Genomic DNA, 15,948 nt, shown 5'->3' with positions numbered 1-15,948 from the left:
CGGCGAGGCGGCGCAGCAGCCGCTCCGCGCGCGACGATCCCGCGGCGAGGCGGCGCTGGAGCCGCTCCGCGCGCGACGATCCCGCGGCGAGGCGGCGCAGCAGCCGCTCCGCGCGCGACGATCCCGCGGCGAGGCGGCGCTGGAGCCGTCCGAAAGGCGAGATCCGACGGCGCCGGCGCCGCCGAGCGCTTCGGAACCGCCGCGCCCGCGGCGATGGCCGAGGGGAACGGCTCGGAACGCGGCTCGCCGCGGGACCATCGCGTTTCCCGGCCGTGGCAGCGCGATCCGCGGGAGCGTGGCGGGGCGCCTCCGGGCTCGCCCTCGCCCTTTCGCCGCCTCCCCTCCCCGCCGTCTCCGCCGCCCTCGCCTCGTCTCTCTCCGCCCCGCGCCGCCGTCGCCACTGTTCGCCACCCGGCGGGCGCCGTAGTACCGTGCGCCCGATGTCATCCGACGCCGCCGCGAACAAGCCGTCCGCCGCTCAGGTCACCCCGGGCGGCCCGCCTCCCGGAGGTCGACTCGCCGTGCTCACCGCGTTCGCGGTGGGCGCCTCGTGGCTCCCGGTCCCGGTCCTCCCCGATCGGATGCTCCTGCGCATCCGCGGGGCGATCGCCCAGGACACGGTGGCCCGCCACGGCCTCAGCCTCACCACCGACGCGCGCGCCCTGCTCGCCCAGCCCGGCGCGGAGCAGACCCCGCTCCGCAAGGCCGCGCAGCTCGTCACGAAGGAGGTCCTGCGGCGGCTCAACCCGGCCCTCGCGCTCGCGGCGGCCGCGCGCGGCCTCGAGGTCTACGCGCTCGGCCACCTCCTGAACCGCTACATCACGCGCTTCCGCCGGAGCAGCGCCGTCCGCATCCACGCCGACGAGGCGCGGTGGATCCGCGACGCCGTCGATCGCGCGGTGCGGCGCTCGCTGTCCCCCTCGCTCCACGCGAGCGTCACCATCCTGCCGAGCGGCGCGGAGGACCTGCGCGACGAGTTCACGCGCTGGATCGATGCGTTCCTGCTCGCCGGCGCCGCCGTCCCCGAGTACATCGAGCGCCGCCTGGACGCGGCCTTCGACGAGATCGCCGCGGCCGGCCTGCCCCATGACTGACCACGAGGAACGCACCGCCGCGAAGGGCGCCGCGGGCCGCCACGCGGAAGGCCCCGCGCCCGAGATCGATCCCGACGGCGCGCGCGCCGCGCTCAAGCGCTGCCGCCGCATCATCGTCAAGATCGGCTCGAAGAGCCTGTCCGGCGACGCCTGGGACCGGCTGGCCGTCGAGGTGGCCGCGCTCCGCGCCCGCTCCGGCCGGAACCTCGTCATCGTGTCGAGCGGCGCCATCGCCCTCGGGGTGGCCAAGCTCGGCCTCAAGGCGCGGCCGAAGGACATGGCCTGGCTCCAGGCCGCGGCCGCGGCCGGCCAGAGCGTGCTGATGCAGCGCTACGAGGAGGCCTTCGGCAAGGTCGGCCTGCTCGTAGCGCAGGTGCTCCTCACGCACGCCGATCTCGCGGACCGCACCCGCACCAACAACGCGAGGAACGCCCTCGCCGCGCTGCTCGAGGCGGGCGCCATCCCGATCATCAACGAGAACGACGCCGTCGCGGTCGAGGAGATCAAGTTCGGCGACAACGACCAGCTCGCGGCGATGGTGACCCCGCTCTGCGAGGCCGATCTCCTGATCCTCCTCTCGGACGTCGAGGGCCTGCTCGACGGCGAGGGGCGCCGCGTGCCGTTCGTGCGCAGCGTCGCCCGCGAGGCGCGGCACCTCGCCGGCGGCTCGACCTCCGGCGTCGGCACCGGCGGCATGGCCAGCAAGGTGGAGGCCGCGCGGCGCGCCACGCTCGCGGGCTCGCACGTGGTCATCGCCGCCGCGCGCGAGCCGGGCATCATCACGAGCATCCTCTCGGGCGAGGACGTCGGCACCCTCTTCGCCGCCGTTCCGCAGCGGCTCAGCGCGCGCAAGCACTGGATCGCGTACACGCTGCGCCCGCGCGGCGCGATCCTCGTCGACCGCGGCGCCGCCGAGGCGATCGCCTCGAAGAACCGGAGCATCCTCGCGGTCGGCGTCCTCGGCGTGCGCGGCACCTTCCTCCCGGGCGACGCCGTGGCCGTCTTCGACCCGGAGGGCACCGAGATCGCGCGCGGGCTCGCGCGGATGTCCGCCGGCGACGCCGCGCGCATCGCGCGGAAGAAGCGCGACGACGCCGGCGAGGACGTCGTCGTCCACCGCGACGACCTCGTGGTGCTCCCGAGCGAGTGACCCCGCCGCCGCCCAGACGCACCCTGTAGGCGCGAAGGCCACCCGACCGCGCGTTCTTCGGTGCTCGCGGGAACCTTCGCGCCGCCCGGCTGTCACTCCTCTCCATCAGCTCCTGGAGGTCGGGTGATGCGCTTCGGGTTGTTCGTCGCCAACGGCTTGGTTCTCGCGGGGGTCGCCTGGACGGTCGGGCTCGGGCCGAGCGTCCAGGCGTCGCAGCTGTTGCCGCCGCGCGCCGCGGCAGGGCTGGGTGAGCTCGCCGCGCTCGAGGCCCGCTACGCCGAGGGCCGGACGCGCGAGAGCGTCACCGCGCTCGCCGCGGCCTACCTCGATCGCGATCAGCCGGGCCTCGCCTCCTCCGCGCTCGAGGCCGCGCCCCGCGAGGTGCGCGAGCTCCCGGAGGCGGCGCACCTCTCGGCGCGCGCGCTGCTGCGCCGCGGTCGCGCCCGCGACGCGCTCGCCGCGGCCGAGCAGGCCTCGGCCGCCTGCGCCGCGGGCGGCTGTCCCGCGTGGCTCGCGGCGAAGTCCGAGCGGCAGCGCGCCTTCCTCGAGCAGCTCGTCGCCGCGGGCGTCGACGATCCGCAGGTCGACGCGACGGCCGTGCGCGCCGCCTACGAGCGCAGCGCGAGCGAGGTGCGCCTCGTTGCGATGCGCTGAACGCGGCGCGCCCAGCGCGCGTCAGGGACGATCGAGGCGCGCCGAGATCGTGCGCGCGCGCCGGAAGAGATCTGGCCAGAGCCAATCTCTTCGATCTGGCTGGACAGGAGGGGAGCTCGCCAGGAGGATCATGCGACAGCGCGGCGACGCGACCTCAGGGCCGCGGCGGGGTCGCCGATCGTCGAGGTCGTATCCAAGCTTGGAAACCCTGTCGTTGTCGAATGACGGTTACCGACTTCTGTCGTAGCCTTGGGTCTTGCTCGGCGCGTCCACACCGGGGGCGCTGTCCGATTGAACAACCGGTTGCGCTTGGGAGGGTCTCCCTCAGGTGGAACAGCCGCAAGCTCGCACGCTGGGCGCCCTGGCGACTGCCTTGACAGGGTTGTACCGACGCGCCGTCGTGGTCGCTGCAGCGCTCGGCCTCACCGCCGCCGCGGGCTGCGCGCCGCCGATCACCAACGCAGGGCTGGCGATCCCCGCCGCGAAGCCGGGCCAGGAGCAGCGCCCGGTCCGGCTGCGACCGCCGTTCGAGCTGGCGACGAACGAGGACGCGATCGTCCGGATCGTCACCGACGTGACCTGCACGGGGACGCTCATCACCGAGGATCTGGTGCTCACCGCGCACCACTGCGTCGCGGCGCGCGACGAGAACGGCAGGACGCTGCGCCGCGATCAGGATCCCGAGGCCATCTCGATCGAGCTCGGGGGCGACCACCTGCCCTGGGGCGACGTGACGGTCCGCGCGGTGGTGTCGCCGGACTGCGGGTACACGTCGGGCGAGGGCGACATCGCGATCCTCGTGCTGTCGCGCCGCCTGATCGGGATCCCGACCCTCGCGCCGCGGATCGAGGGCGAGCCCGCGCTCAAGGAGACGGTGACCCCGTACGGCTTCGGCCGCTGCGCGCTCTCGCGCGATCCGATCCACCTCGTGCCGCGGCTGGGCGGCACGATCGATCGGCTGGCCCCGGGGCACTTCGTCGCGGTCGCCTCGATCTGCCCGGGGGACTCGGGGGGGCCGGCGCGGAGCGACGCGTGGGGCGACGTCGTCGGCGTGATCTCCTCGAGCGTGATGGACGGCGACGAGCACACGACCGGCACCTCGTACTTCAGCCGCCTCGACGTGTGGCCCGAGCTCTTCTCCGCGGCCCGCGAGATCGCGGCGGGCGCGAGCCCGAGCGAGCTGCCGCCGTACCGGAGCTGCCTGCGTTGACGGGGGCGCGGCGTCCGCGGGCCTGCGTTACCCGCCGCCCGCGGCCGCCGCTGCGCTAGGCTGCGGGGCCGCGATGCGGAAGCTGTTCAACGGGCTGCTCTGGATCCTCGGGACCTTGCTGGTGATCGGCGTCGTGCTCCGCGCGCTCGTCCTCGACGTGTGGGCGGTGCCGGACGACCCGAGCCTCGGCGCCTCGATCGCGCCGAGCCTCGCCCCGGGCGATGTGGTCGTCGTGCTGACGCGGGGCACGCCCGGCTTCGGCGAGCTGGTGCGGTGCCCGGATCCCGAGGTCCCCGGCAGCCACATCGTCGGCCGGATCGCGGGCGTGCCGGGCGACACGGTCGAGGTCGACCACAGCGCCCTGGTCGTGAACGGGCAGCGCTACGAGGCCGAGGTCGCGTGCACCGAGCCGAAGCTGAGCATCGTCGACCCCGCCACGAACAACGCGGTCCAGGTCGCGTGCGACATGGTGAGGATGGGCCCCGGGCTCCACCTGCGGGCGACGGGGCGCAGGCCGCCGCTCGAGCGCCGCCACCGCGTGGAGGTGCAGCCCGACACGGTGTTCCTGCTGAGCGACAACCGGAGCTACCACGACGACTCGCGCGATTTCGGCCTCCAGCCGCGCGCCGCGTGCACCCAGCGGATCGTGTTCCGGCTCTGGGGCGCCGGGGGCTGGAGCGACGACCAGCGCCGCTTCACCTTCGTGCGCTGACACCGCCGGCGGCCCGAGGTAGCGCCAGCGGCGACGGCGGCGCCGACGGCCACGTCAGCTCGTGCTTGACCCCTCCGCTCTTCGACGTCTAGAACCGTGGTTCTCTCCACCCGGGTCGGGGATCCAGCGCGAGCAGCGGGCAGGGTCCTCCGCCACCGGGCTCGCTTCATCGGTCGGAGGTCCGCCCAGGCGGCCTTCCGCTGGCGCGGGTCGGAGAACCGCGGTCCGCGGTCCTCCAATGCACCGAGGAGACGTTTGCACACCGAGCAGCACGAGATTGGCATCGTCTGTGGCCAGTGCGACCTGTGGAGCCCGATGGGCACCGCGCGTTGTCCTGAGTGCGCGAACGACTTGGCCCTGTTCACGCCGCGCCGGGGGAACGCGCCGGCCGCGTCGGCCCGGCGCTCTCCGACGCCCGCCGCCGGCAGCCTGGGCGCGAGGGCGGAGCCCCGGCTCGACCCGACGAGCTCGCGCGGCGCGGGGCGGAGCCCCAAGACCACCTCGTCCAAGAGCGAATTTGCCGAACTCTCCCAGGAGGAGCTGATGGAGCAAGCCCGTAACTACGTCTGCCGTTCCTGCTCGAGCGGTGTTCCCTCGGGCCACAAGTTCTGCGGGAGGTGCGGAACGGCGGTCCCGCCCGAGATCCTCAACGCGCAGACGCTGTTCTTCGGGGACATGCAGAACCCGGCGAAGGCGAAGCTGATCCTCATCCGCGGCGAGGGCATGGACGGCCTCTCCTTCCACCTGAAGGCCGAGCAGCACATCGTCGGCCGCAACGGGCAGCTCGTCTTCCCGGACGATCCGTTCGTCTCGCCGAAGCACGCGAACTTCTTCTACCGCGACGGCAAGCTGGTCGTGCGCGACGAGGGCTCGCTGAACGGCGTGTACATCCGCGTGCGCGGCACGATCGACATCACGCCGGGCGACACGTTCCTCGCGGGCGAGCAGCTCTTCCGGCTCGATCCGACGCCGCGCGCCTCCGACGGCCAGGATCCGGACGGGACCTTCTTCTACTCCTCGCCCAAGCACCCGAGCCCGTTCCGCCTCACCCAGGTGCTCCAGGGCGGCGCGGTCGGCATGACCGTGTGCGCGCGCGGCAGCTCGCTGCAGATCGGGCGCGAGGGCGGCGACCTGAACTTCCCCGTCGACCTGTACATGTCGGGCTCGCACTGCCGGCTCGAGGAGCACAACGGCAAGTTCACGCTCACCGATCTCAACAGCCGCAACGGCACCTACGTGCGCATCAAGAGCGAGCGCGAGCTCGCCCACGGCGACTACCTCTTCATCGGCCGCAAGCTGCTGCGCGTCGAGCTCAACACAAACTGAGCGCCGGCCGGCCGCGCGCGGCCGAGCCGGCGCCGTCTCCGCCGGAGGAGCGATCGCCCATGACCGCCGCTCGCTGGCCGCTCGACGTCCTCCGCGCCGGACCGGTCGCCGCGGGCGCGAGGCTGTGGCGCAGCCGCGGCCAGCTCCACGTGACGCTCGTCGCGAAGGCCACCTTCGCGATGGTCGCCGGCGGCGAGGCGCGGCGGATCGAGCCGATGGAGGTGATCCGGAGCGAGGTCTACGTGCGCGGCCACCCGATGAGGCCGCTGCTCGCCGCGAGCGATCTCGCGCCCTGGCTGGAGCGCGCCGAGGTGGTGCTCACGGGGCACGCGTGGGCGCCGGGCGGGGTGCCGGTCCGGCGGATGCCGGCGCGGCTCGCGATCGTGCGCGGGGCGGCGGCGCTGGTCGACAAGCGCCTCGAGGTCGTCGGCGATCGAGCGGCCTCCGCGGCATTGCCGGATCCCGAGCCGGAGCCGTTCGTGAAGATGCCGATCGAGTACCAGCGCGCCTGGGGCGGCGCCGACGAGCCGGAGAACCCCTTCGGCGTCGGCGCGCTCGCGGACGCGGGCGGCAAGATCTCGCTGCCCAACGTGCTGCCGCCGGGCGGGAGGCGCGCGCCGATCGGCCTCGGGCCGGTCCCGGCGATCGCGCCGGCCCGGGCGCGCCTGCTCCGCGGGCTCGCGCGCAGCGAGCTGGAGGGGGTCGCGTCGATCCCGGAGGATTTCGACTGGTCGTACTTCCAGTCCGCACCGCTGGATCAGCGCTTCGACCAGGTGCTCGGCGGCGAGCAGATCGCGCTGGAGGGCCTGAGCCCGCATCACCCCGCGCTGGCCACGCGCCTGCCGGCGCTGCGGGCGCTCGCGACGATCTACCTGCCGAACGGCGCGCAGCGGTGGCTGTCGCTCTCGGGCGACACGCTGATCGTGCACGCCGACGCCGAGCGCTGCGCGGTGGTCTTCCGCGGGAGCTTCCAGGTGGCCTCGGAGGAGGCGCTCTCGGCGCTGCGCGTGGCGGTGGGCGTCGAGGTCGGGGGCGAGCCGGTGCCGTGGCCGGACCTCGCCGAGGTGCTCGCCAGGGCGCCGCTCGCGGAGGCGGCGCCGGAGACCGTGAAGCTGACGGACTGGAGCACGACGGTGACCCTCGACGACGAGGACGTCGTCGAGGCGCCGGAGAGCGCCGCGGCCGGGCGGGCGCATCCGCTCGCGGGCACGTTCCCGCTCGCGGGCACGAATCCGCTCGCGGGCACGTTCTCGCTCGACGACACGCTGCCGCCGACGGGGAGCGAGGCGCGGTCCCGCGAGGCGCAGGCCGCGCTGCCGCCCCCCGCGCGGCTCCGAGGCGAGGGTCACGACGCGGTGCACGCGCCGTTTCCGATCGCGCCTGCGGGCGTGCGCGGCGAGCGGGAGAGCGGCGAGCCCCTGGGCGCGCCGTGGTCGGCGGGCCGCGCGGCGGCGATCCCGGTGCCCGCGTCGCCGCTGGAGGGCACGGTCGAGCTGCGCGAGCCAGACGCCGCGCCGGCGCCTGAGGCCACGCCTGCGGCGGATGCCGCGCTGGAGCCGGACGCCGCGCCGTCGCCGGCGCCTGCGCTGGGGGCCGCGCCTGCGCCTGCGCTGGGTGCCGCGCCGGCGCCTGCGCTGGGTGCCGAGCCTGCGCCCGCCGCCGATGTGCCGCCCGCGCCGGAGCGCGGCCCGCAGGTCGAGCATTCGCCCGCGCCGCGTGCGCCGGCCCCGGCGCCGCCCGCGCCGAAGCAAGGGCGGCCCAGCCTCCTTGGCAGCCTGTACAAGCGCTTCCGCAAGGACTGAGCCGGAAAGAGGGGGATAATGGCCGGATCTCACCATGAAGACGGGAAGAGACGACCTGGATCTTCCCGTCTTCATGTACCCCTCTCCGGGGCAGCTCCGGCCAGCACCACAGCGAGGTTGGAGGGACCATCATGTCGGAGGTAGCCGTGGTTCGGGAGCGCGCGCCGTCCGTGCGCGTCGAGGAGTACCTGGGGCCTGCGCACGTGCTGGAGGCCCGCGGGCACGCGGTGGTGATCGAGCTGCCCGAGGGGGAGCGCGCGGAGGCGACGATGGCGCTGGCGATCCCGTACGCGCCGGCGGTGGGCGACGTGCTCCTGGTGATCGGCCGCGGCGCGCGCTTCTATGTCATCGGCGTCCTGCACGGGACGGGCAAGGTGACGCTGGAGCTCCAGGGCGACGTCGACGTCCGGGCGGCGGGCGGGGCGCTGCGGCTGTCCGGCGACCGGGGGGTGGAGCTCCGGGGGCCGGAGGTGGACCTCCACGGCGACAAGGTGCGGGTGTTCGCGGGGGCGCTGGTGCAGAAGGCGGCGTCGCTCGTGCAGCGCGTGACCGACCTGTTCAGCCTGCACGCGCGCGAGAGCCACACGGTGGTGGACGGGTCCGCGACGACGAAGGCGCACCGGGCGACGGTGCTGACCGAGGAGACGATGACGATCAACGGGAAGGAGATCCACCTGGGGTAGCTCGAGGGCATCAAGCCGTCGAGTCACCGAGGGCCTCAAGGGCTGCAGCCAGGGATCTCACTAGTAGGGAGGACCCTTCGGCCCTTTCGTCCAATCGTAGTCGTTGCCGTGCCGCTTGTTGGCCACGTCAATCACGTACGGCGTAACCGTGCCATCCGGCTCCTGGCGGTATTCGAACAGGATGCCCCCCGATCCGCCGGTAATGTGGCGGTGATACCTCATCCCTGCGCTGATGCCCTTGATGTGCTCATCTCGGAGGCAACCGTCCTCCAGGTTCTTCAGGACCAGCTCATTGCCCGGGCTCTTGGGGATATCGGCTTCGCTGAGGCCTTCCGCGAATCGTACCGGGTTGATTGTCCAGGTGTCGCGGTTGTGCCGGTCGAAGCGCGCGAGCCTGTCTCGTACCGCGTTCAGGCGTGCTTGAGCGTCATGCTCCTGTTGGCCAAGCTCGATCTGCAGCCTCTGGAGGTCCGCCCTTGTCCTCGCCTGGAAACGCCCCCAGAAGAAGTAGTCCGAGTCTACGGCTGGTCTGAGCTTTCCGAGCCTCTCCTTCGCCCAGCGGCTCAGAGCGTGGTCAGGAGAGCTCGATGCAGCCGTGAGCGCATTGATCAGTTGATGGCCCATCGCGACCAGAGCGTCATGCTCGATTTCTTCCGCCGTGCGAGCGGGCGGTGGTGGCGGCGGCGGTTGCGGCGGCAGCGGCGGTTGCGGCGGCGGCTGTGGCTGCGGTTGCGGCTGTGGCTGCGGTTGCGGCGGCGGTTGCGGCGGCGGTTGCGGCGGCGGCTGCGGCTGCGGCTGCGGCTGCGGTTGTGGCTGCGGCTGCGGCTGCGGCTGCGGCTGCGGCTGCGGCTGCGGCTGCGGCTGCGGCTGCGGCTGCGGCTGCGGAGCCTGGGAGGCTCCCCCACCCCAGTACCATCGCGCCAATGCTCCTGCGACGCCGCCTACCACCATGCCTACGCCCGCGCCGATGGGGCCGCCGACCATTGCCCCGGCGGCCGCCAGGACGGTCGCGGGGGTAGCCACGGTTGCCGCCGTCTGCGCCGAAGGGAGGTGAGCGGCGACCGAATTGACAATGGTGGGAGCGGTCCCTCTACCGGCCGTCGCTCCATGGAGCGGTATCGATGTACTGCCGGGGCTGTTTTTCTTTCTACGCTTCACCGCTCCCCCCCGCGGTGCCCACATCGCGCTCCGGTCCCACGCCCACCCCCTGCACCTCCGCCCCACCTGGCAGCGTCACCCGCACCGCCGCCGCCATCCGCGCGCCCCCCTCACCGGCGCACAGCGCCAGTCCCACCCCCTTGCCGTGGGTCCGCTCCCCCGCGATCACCGCCCGCCCGTGCGCCTTCAGGCACCCCGCGAACAGCTCCGCCGCCGACGCCGTCCCGCGGTTCACCAGGATCGTCACCGGCACCCCATACGGCGTCTCCTGCCCTGACCGATAGACCGTCTCGTCCCCGTCGCCGTCCGTCACCGTCGCCACGACGCTCCCCGCCGGCAGGAAATCCCCCGCCAGCTCCACGAACGCCCGCAGCTCGCCCCCAGGGTTGTCGCGCAGGTCGATCACGAGCTCGCGCATCCCCTCCGCCTCGAGCGCCCGCATCGCCCGGTACACCAGCGCCGGCACGTCCAGCGAGAACGCCCGGATCCGGATCACCCCGATCTCGTCGCCCAGCAGCGCGTGCGCGACGTTCTCCGGGCCCGGGAGCACCTCCTCCGGCGCCGCCGCGCACGTGTAGAACACGTTCACCGCGCTCGGCACCAGCACCGCGCCCACCGCGTTGTTCCCAGCGTTCCCGGTCGTCGGACAGGTGAGGTTGATCGCCGGCAGCCCCTCGATGATCACCTTGGAATTGCCGCTCACGTAGGCCCCGACATCCATGTAGAGCGGGTGCGCCACCCCGGGCTCCATCCCGAAGGTCATCGGGATGGTCGTGCCGAGGTTCAGCGCGTTCATCATCGATACCTTCACCTTCACCGAGAAATTCACCGCCATCGCGTTGAGCGCGAAGTTGGGATACGGAATCGGCACCACCACCGGCCCCACCGGCGTCAGGCACACGTCCGGAAACCCGATGCTCATCCCGGCGCCGTTGTTGCTCGCAGGCAGCATTCGTCCGCTCCTTCCCCCGCTGCTATCGCGGCGGCCGCGGGGGCGTGTACGCCTCCGCCTCCAGCCGATCGACGTCCGTCCGGCGCGCGCCGAGGAGGCTCGCGCCGGAGAAGCGCGCGCCCGCGTCGTGCAGGGCGTGCAGGTTGGCGCCGCCGAGATCCGCCTCGCTGAAGTCGGCGTCCTCGACCCGCGCGTGCGACAGGTTGGCGCGCTCGAGGCGCGCCGAGAGGAAGAGCGCGCCCCGCGCCGCCGCGTGGTCGAGCATGGCGTCCCGCAGATCGGCGGCGGCGAGGTTCGCGCGCTCGAGGTCCGCCCGCGTGAACGTGGCGTACCGGAGCATCGCCCGCGAGAGCTTCGCCCCGCGCAGCGAGGCGCCGCCGAAATAGGCCGCCTTCGCCGCGACCCCGGGCAGGCTCGCGCCGTCCAGCGCGGCCTCGCGGAGCCTGGCCTGCGTCAGGATGGATCCCTCGAAATCGGCGCCGCGCAGGTTCGCCCTCGAGAAATCGCTGCCCATGAAGTCACAGCCGCGCAGGCTCATCCGCTCGAGGTTCGCCTCCATGAAGGCGCAGCGGTGCACCGTGAGGCCGGAGAAGGAGACGGCGCGCAGATCCACGCCGGTGAAATCGACGCGATCGAAGATCGTCTTGTCGAGCACGGCGCCCTCCAGCGCGGCCCCGCGGAGGAGCGCCTGCTGGACCACCGCGCGCGTGAGGTTCGCGCGCGAGAGCCGCGCCCCGTCGAGGATGCACCGGACGAGGCGCGCGGCCGTGAGATCGGCCCCCTCGAGGTCGGCGTCGATGAGGATCACCGACTCCAGATCGCGGCCCGAGAGGTCCACGCCGCGGAGGATCGAGCGCGAGAGGTCGCAGCCGAGGAGGCTCGCGCCCCGGAGGTCCGCGCCGGTGAGATCGCAGTCCGAGAGGATCGAGCGCTCGAGGCGGGCGCCGCGGAGGGTCGCGCCGCGCAGGTCGGCGCCGCGCAGCGAGCAGAGCGAGAGATCCGCGCCCGCGAGATCGAGCCCGGAGAGATCCGCGCCCGCGAGGTCGGTCCCGGCGAGGTCCTTGCCCGCGAGCTCGGGCCGGCCGAGCCTCGCCTCGTCGAGGACCACGCCGCGCATGCGCCTCGGGAAGCGCGCGCCGCGGAGATCCGCCCGGACGAAGACCGCGCGATCGAGCTCCGCGCCATCGAGGTCCGCGCCGCCGAGATCGGCCCCGACGAAGGCGCAGGCCTCGACGCGGGCGCGGGCGAGGCGCGCGCCGCGGAGGTTCGCGCGGGTGAAGGAGGCGCGGGCGACGCGAGCCTCCGTGAGATCCGCGCCCTCGAGGTTCGCGAGGTCGAAGCGCGAGCCCGAGAGGGTCGCGCCGGCGAGCCGCGCGCCGGACCAGTCCGAGCCGACCGCCTCGACCTCGGTGATCGTCGCGCCGGAGAGATCGGCGCGGGCGAGGCGCTGGTAAGACAGCTTCGCCCCGGCGAGCCGCGCGCCGGCGAGCCGCGCGCCCTCGAGGTTCGAGCCGAGCACGAGCGCGCCGTCCAGCGCGCAGCCCTCGAGGTCCGCCTCCCGCAGGTCGCACTCGACGAGGTGCGCGCCCGAGAGGACGCTGCCCGCGAGCCGCGCGCCGCGCAGGTCGGCGCGGAGGAGCTTGACGCGGGAGAGGTCGAGGCCCGCGAGATCCCGGCCCGCTAGGTCGAGCCCGTCGAGCCGGGCGCCCTGGAGCGGCGCGCCGGCGCGGATGCGCTCGAAGAGCTCCGCGACCGTGGTCACGCGCGCTCCAGGCTGGAGCGCCGCAGGTTCGCCCCCGCGAAGTCGCAGCCCGCGGCGCTCGCGCCGTCGAGCCGGGCGCCGTACAGGCTGGCGCCGGCGAACGAGGCGCCGTCGAGGCGGGCCTTGCAGAGGTCGGCGCCGAAGAGGTCGGCCTGCGCGAGATCGGCGCGCTCGAGCGACGCCCGGTAGAACCGGCCCTCGCGCAGCACCGCGCAGGCGAGGCGCGCGCCCCGGGCCGAGACCCCGGAGAGGTGCGCCCAGGGGAGCGAGGCGTACCGGAGATCGGCGCCGTCGAGCTTCGCCCGGAGCAGCGCGGCGCCCTCGCCCCGCGCCTCCACGAGCGTCGCGCGCTCCAGATCGGCGTCGGCGAAGCTCGTGCGCGGCAGGGACGCGCCCGTGAGATCCGCCCCCTTCGCGGACGCGCCGGCGCACATGCACCCGACGAGCGCCGCGCCCCGCAACGAGGCGCGGTCGAGCTTCGCCGCCTGGAGGACGGCGCCCTCGAGGTGGAGCCCGTCCCCCTCGACGTCGCAGAGGTCGGCCTCGTCGAGCAGCGTCCCGCGCCCGCGCGCCCTGGCCAGGCGGGCGCGGGCGAGCGCGGCGCGGGTGAGGATCGCCTGGTCGAGCGTGGCGCCGCGGAGATCGGCGCCGGCGGCGCGCGCGCCGGTGAGGTTGGCCTGCGACAGGTCGGCGCCGGAGAGATCGGCGCCCGAGAGGTTCGCCTCGAACAGCACGGCCCGCGAGAGATCGGCGCCCGAGAGCTTGGCCCCCGAGAGGTCGGTCCCCGAGAGGAGCGCGCCGGACAGCTTCGCCCCGGAGAGATCGCGGCCGGAGAGGTCCTGCCCGGAGAGGTCCTGCCCCGAGAGATCGACGCCGGGGCCGGGCTCGGGGGGCGGCGCCGCGGCCTCGCCGGGGGGCCGGTAGCCGGGGACGATCTCGCGCAGGCGGGGGTCGCCGAGCAGGGCGTCGAGGCGCTCGACGCCCTCGAGCTGCGTCCCGCGCGCGGCCGCGTCCCGCTTGAGCTTCTCGACGCGCTCGACGAGCGCGGCGAGCGCGCCGCCCATCGGGACCCGCGGCGTCCCCGCGGGCGTGGCCGGGAGGTACGCGGCCTGCCGCTGGGCGGGCAGCCGCGCGAGCGCCTGGGCGACGCTGCGCTCGAGGTCGACGCCCTCGGGGGTGCGCAGCGTCCGGAGCTTCGCGACCAGCTGTCGCACGCGCTCCTGCTCGGGCGCGTGCAGGCCGCCGAGCCGCTCCGCGAGGAGGCGGCCCACCGGATCCGCCTCGCCCGCCGGCGCCGGCCGCGGCGCGCCGTCGCGGACGAGATCGTAGGCCTCGCGGACGTCCGGCGGGAGATCCTCGAGGCCGCGCGGATCGCGCGCGAGCTGCGCGAGCTCCTCCCGGTAGCGCTCGAGCGGCAGCGGCGCGGCCGAGAGCGGCTCGGCGCCGACGACGGCGGCGCGGAGGTCGGCGAGGTCGTCCTCGGCCACCTCGGCGTGGCCGCGCCAGGTGAGGGTCACGAGGCCGGCGTCCGGCTCGACGAGCAGCGTGTCGAGGCTCATGGCGGCGTCCTGCACGCGGCCGCGCGCGTCCTCGACGACCACGCGGATGCGCAGGCCCGGCAGGCGGAACGAGGCGGCGTCTGCGGCGGGGTGGAGGCGGAGGAGCGTGACCTCCTCGTCGCCGCGCAGGTAGCCGGGGAGGCGTTGATCCGGCGGGGCGGCCTGGAAATAGGTCCAGTCGAAGTCCTCGGCGGTCCACGGGGCGCGGGTCTTGCGGTACGAGGGGCCGTACTCCTTGCCGAGCTTCCTGCGGCGCTCGGGCGCGTCGGGGTGGAGCGGACCGAAGGGCGCGGGGATCGGCCGGCCGTCGCGCGACGCCGGGACCATCTGCGATTTCGACCACGCGCCGACCGCGAAGCCCACGGGGTGCTCGCGCTGCAGATCGCCCTCGGGCGGGCGGCATACGCCGCGGAGGAGCAGATCGGCGGCCGGCTTCCAGTCGGCGAAATCGCCGGGATAGGTGCATTCGCCCTCGCGCTCGCCGCCTTCGCCGTCGAAGGTCTCGGCCGTGAGCGCGCCCTGGGCGAGCGGGCCTTCCACCGGCGCGAGCGGCTCGCCCAGGCGGAGCGAGAAGCGGCCGCGGACGATGAGGACCGCCTCGGGCTGCGGCGGCCTGCGCGAGCAGACCTTGGTGCCGAAGAGGAACGGCGTGAGGTTCCGGGTCTGCATCAGAACAGGTTGATGACGCCGGACATCAGGTTGTACGCCCCGGTGCTCACCGACTCGGCCGACGAGACGCTGGCGCAGATGTTCTTCACGTTGGTGCGGAACTGCGAGAGCTCCTGCCGGTTCGTCAGGTTGAGCTCGGCCTTGGGGCCCATGTTGATCGACACCCCCGCGGTGAGCGAGACCTCGAGCAGGGCCGCGATGGTCAGCTCGACGAGGCCGCCTATCGTGATCTCCTCGGTGGCGCCGACGGTGATCGACGTCGCATTGCCGACGGTGACGTCGCTGGTGCTGCCGATGGTCACCGACTGGACATCTCCGATGGTGGTATCGCTGATCGTGCTCGCCGTGGTGGTGCTCGAGACGGTGCTCGCCGTGGTCTCGTCGCTGACCTCCGTGGCGGTCGTCTTGCTGGCGATGGTCTGCGCGGTGGTCTCGTCGGAGATCGAGGTCGCGGTCGTCTTGCTGGCGATCGTGACGGCCCACGTCTCGTCGAGGATCTGCGGCACCGGGCAGGCGGCGGAGCCGGTATACGACTCGAGCCGCTGCGCCCAGGTCGAGCTCAGGCAGACGGGGTTCGGGCGCTCGGCCGTGGGGGCCTCGGAGCCGGTGATGCTGGTCTGTTTGTTCCCGTAGAACCGATCGAACGTATCGCCGTGGTAGGTCGTGTCGACGTCGCCCTTCTCGGTCTTCTCGGTGACCTTCCACGTGCCGTTGTAGTTCTGGACCCATTCGATGGTGGTCGCGGCGGTCCAGAGGTCGGTGGCGTCCTGGATATGGCCGCCGGAGACGTCCCAGCCGGCGGTGTCTTCCTGCCGGCCGAGGACGAGCATGCGGTAATTGCCCTTGATGACCTCGACTTTGTCGCCGCGCGTGGTGGTGATGCGATTGCCGTCGGAGTGGTCGCGCCAGCCGCCCTTGGTGTGCAGCTTCGCGGTCTCGGCCTGGCGCTCGGCCTCGGGGATGAAGTCGGGGCAGCCGTCGCGCTTGCGGGTGTCGTCGATGAACGAGGTGACCCGGGCGGCGAGGTCCTCGCCGCTCGCCTTCGGCGCGCCCGGGTTGGCGGCGAGGCTCGGGTCCTTCACCGCGCCGAGGCGCAGATAGGAGCCCATCGCTTCGGCATCGGCCCCGGCGTTGTTGAAATTCGGGACCTCGATGAGGAGGTATTTCCCGCTGACACCTTCACCCTCGCGCGTACCCATGCGCCCTCCGCATCGGGT

At 73.8% G+C, this 15,948-nt stretch carries 13 protein-coding genes; 8 read left to right on the top strand and 5 right to left on the bottom strand.

What is annotated here, in order from left to right; translation table 11 throughout:
• Nucleotides 1-440: 440 nt before the first annotated feature.
• From WMF20_RS47025 to WMF20_RS46990, 8 genes are all read left to right on the top strand, one after another.
• The gene (locus WMF20_RS47025; RefSeq protein WP_437608236.1) at nt 441-1,094 is read left to right on the top strand and encodes a hypothetical protein; all 654 of its coding nucleotides are present in this window, start codon (nt 441-443) and stop codon (nt 1,092-1,094) included.
• Nucleotides 1,087-2,244, top strand: coding sequence for a glutamate 5-kinase (proB, locus tag WMF20_RS47020; protein ID WP_129580349.1), 1,158 nt, complete (start codon nt 1,087-1,089; stop codon nt 2,242-2,244). The genes WMF20_RS47025 and proB overlap by 8 nt, the downstream gene beginning before the upstream one ends.
• A gap of 126 nt (nt 2,245-2,370) precedes the next feature.
• On the top strand, nt 2,371-2,898 hold the full coding sequence (locus tag WMF20_RS47015) for a hypothetical protein (protein WP_437608235.1): 528 nt from the start codon (nt 2,371-2,373) through the stop codon (nt 2,896-2,898).
• A gap of 400 nt (nt 2,899-3,298) precedes the next feature.
• Nucleotides 3,299-4,108: a trypsin-like serine peptidase gene (locus tag WMF20_RS47010; RefSeq protein ID WP_129580347.1), complete on the top strand. Its 810-nt coding sequence runs from the start codon at nt 3,299-3,301 to the stop codon at nt 4,106-4,108.
• A 73-nt stretch (nt 4,109-4,181) separates the two neighbouring features.
• Nucleotides 4,182-4,820: a signal peptidase I gene (lepB, locus tag WMF20_RS47005; protein ID WP_437608234.1), complete on the top strand. Its 639-nt coding sequence runs from the start codon at nt 4,182-4,184 to the stop codon at nt 4,818-4,820.
• Between the two features lie 543 nt (nt 4,821-5,363).
• A complete protein-coding gene (locus tag WMF20_RS47000) occupies nt 5,364-6,146 on the top strand; it encodes an FHA domain-containing protein (RefSeq protein ID WP_165374547.1) in 783 nt (260 codons plus the stop codon).
• A gap of 59 nt (nt 6,147-6,205) precedes the next feature.
• Nucleotides 6,206-7,948, top strand: a complete 1,743-nt coding sequence (locus WMF20_RS46995) for a DUF2169 family type VI secretion system accessory protein (protein ID WP_437608233.1) — start codon at nt 6,206-6,208, stop codon at nt 7,946-7,948.
• A 131-nt stretch (nt 7,949-8,079) separates the two neighbouring features.
• Nucleotides 8,080-8,631 (top strand): DUF3540 domain-containing protein, encoded by a 552-nt coding sequence (locus tag WMF20_RS46990; RefSeq protein ID WP_437608232.1) that lies wholly within the window; start codon nt 8,080-8,082, stop codon nt 8,629-8,631.
• A 60-nt stretch (nt 8,632-8,691) separates the two neighbouring features.
• Here WMF20_RS46990 and WMF20_RS46985 read toward each other — a convergent pair whose 3' ends face one another.
• The 5 genes from WMF20_RS46985 to WMF20_RS46965 all read right to left on the bottom strand — a co-directional run bounded on the left by WMF20_RS46985 (nt 8,692) and on the right by WMF20_RS46965 (nt 15,930).
• Entirely contained in the window at nt 8,692-9,654 is a 963-nt protein-coding gene (locus tag WMF20_RS46985; protein ID WP_437608231.1) for a hypothetical protein, read from the bottom strand.
• Nucleotides 9,655-9,778: 124 nt separating this feature from the next.
• The gene (locus WMF20_RS46980) at nt 9,779-10,741 is read right to left on the bottom strand and encodes a S41 family peptidase (RefSeq protein ID WP_437608230.1); all 963 of its coding nucleotides are present in this window, start codon (nt 10,739-10,741) and stop codon (nt 9,779-9,781) included.
• 22 nt (nt 10,742-10,763) lie between these two features.
• Nucleotides 10,764-12,503: a pentapeptide repeat-containing protein gene (locus WMF20_RS46975; RefSeq protein WP_437608229.1), complete on the bottom strand. Its 1,740-nt coding sequence runs from the start codon at nt 12,501-12,503 to the stop codon at nt 10,764-10,766.
• The gene (locus WMF20_RS46970; RefSeq protein ID WP_437608228.1) at nt 12,500-14,731 is read right to left on the bottom strand and encodes a DUF2169 family type VI secretion system accessory protein; all 2,232 of its coding nucleotides are present in this window, start codon (nt 14,729-14,731) and stop codon (nt 12,500-12,502) included. The genes WMF20_RS46975 and WMF20_RS46970 overlap by 4 nt, the downstream gene beginning before the upstream one ends.
• Complete coding sequence (locus tag WMF20_RS46965) at nt 14,731-15,930, bottom strand: hypothetical protein (RefSeq protein WP_437608227.1); 1,200 nt, start codon at nt 15,928-15,930, stop codon at nt 14,731-14,733. The genes WMF20_RS46970 and WMF20_RS46965 overlap by 1 nt, the downstream gene beginning before the upstream one ends.
• Nucleotides 15,931-15,948: the final 18 nt, after the last annotated feature.

This window comes from Sorangium sp. So ce834, from assembly GCF_051521425.1.
Classification (GTDB): domain Bacteria; phylum Myxococcota_A; class Polyangia; order Polyangiales; family Polyangiaceae; genus Sorangium; species Sorangium cellulosum_D.
The sequence above is the reverse complement of the archived record's forward strand: the minus strand, read 5'-3'. Positions and strand labels throughout refer to the sequence as shown.

What these genes read in the sequence shown, in the direction of transcription:
- WMF20_RS47000 (WP_165374547.1), top strand. Translation starts at nt 5,364, where the DNA reads ATGGAGCAAGCCCGTAACTACGTCTGCCGTTCCTGCTCGAGCGGTGTT.
- WMF20_RS47025 (WP_437608236.1), top strand. Translation starts at nt 441, where the DNA reads ATGTCATCCGACGCCGCCGCGAACAAGCCGTCCGCCGCTCAGGTCACC.
- WMF20_RS46980 (WP_437608230.1), bottom strand. Translation starts at nt 10,741, where the DNA reads ATGCTGCCTGCGAGCAACAACGGCGCCGGGATGAGCATCGGGTTTCCG.
- proB (WP_129580349.1), top strand. Translation starts at nt 1,087, where the DNA reads ATGACTGACCACGAGGAACGCACCGCCGCGAAGGGCGCCGCGGGCCGC.
- WMF20_RS46965 (WP_437608227.1), bottom strand. Translation starts at nt 15,930, where the DNA reads ATGGGTACGCGCGAGGGTGAAGGTGTCAGCGGGAAATACCTCCTCATC.
- WMF20_RS46970 (WP_437608228.1), bottom strand. Translation starts at nt 14,731, where the DNA reads ATGCAGACCCGGAACCTCACGCCGTTCCTCTTCGGCACCAAGGTCTGC.
- WMF20_RS47015 (WP_437608235.1), top strand. Translation starts at nt 2,371, where the DNA reads ATGCGCTTCGGGTTGTTCGTCGCCAACGGCTTGGTTCTCGCGGGGGTC.
- lepB (WP_437608234.1), top strand. Translation starts at nt 4,182, where the DNA reads ATGCGGAAGCTGTTCAACGGGCTGCTCTGGATCCTCGGGACCTTGCTG.
- WMF20_RS46995 (WP_437608233.1), top strand. Translation starts at nt 6,206, where the DNA reads ATGACCGCCGCTCGCTGGCCGCTCGACGTCCTCCGCGCCGGACCGGTC.
- WMF20_RS46990 (WP_437608232.1), top strand. Translation starts at nt 8,080, where the DNA reads ATGTCGGAGGTAGCCGTGGTTCGGGAGCGCGCGCCGTCCGTGCGCGTC.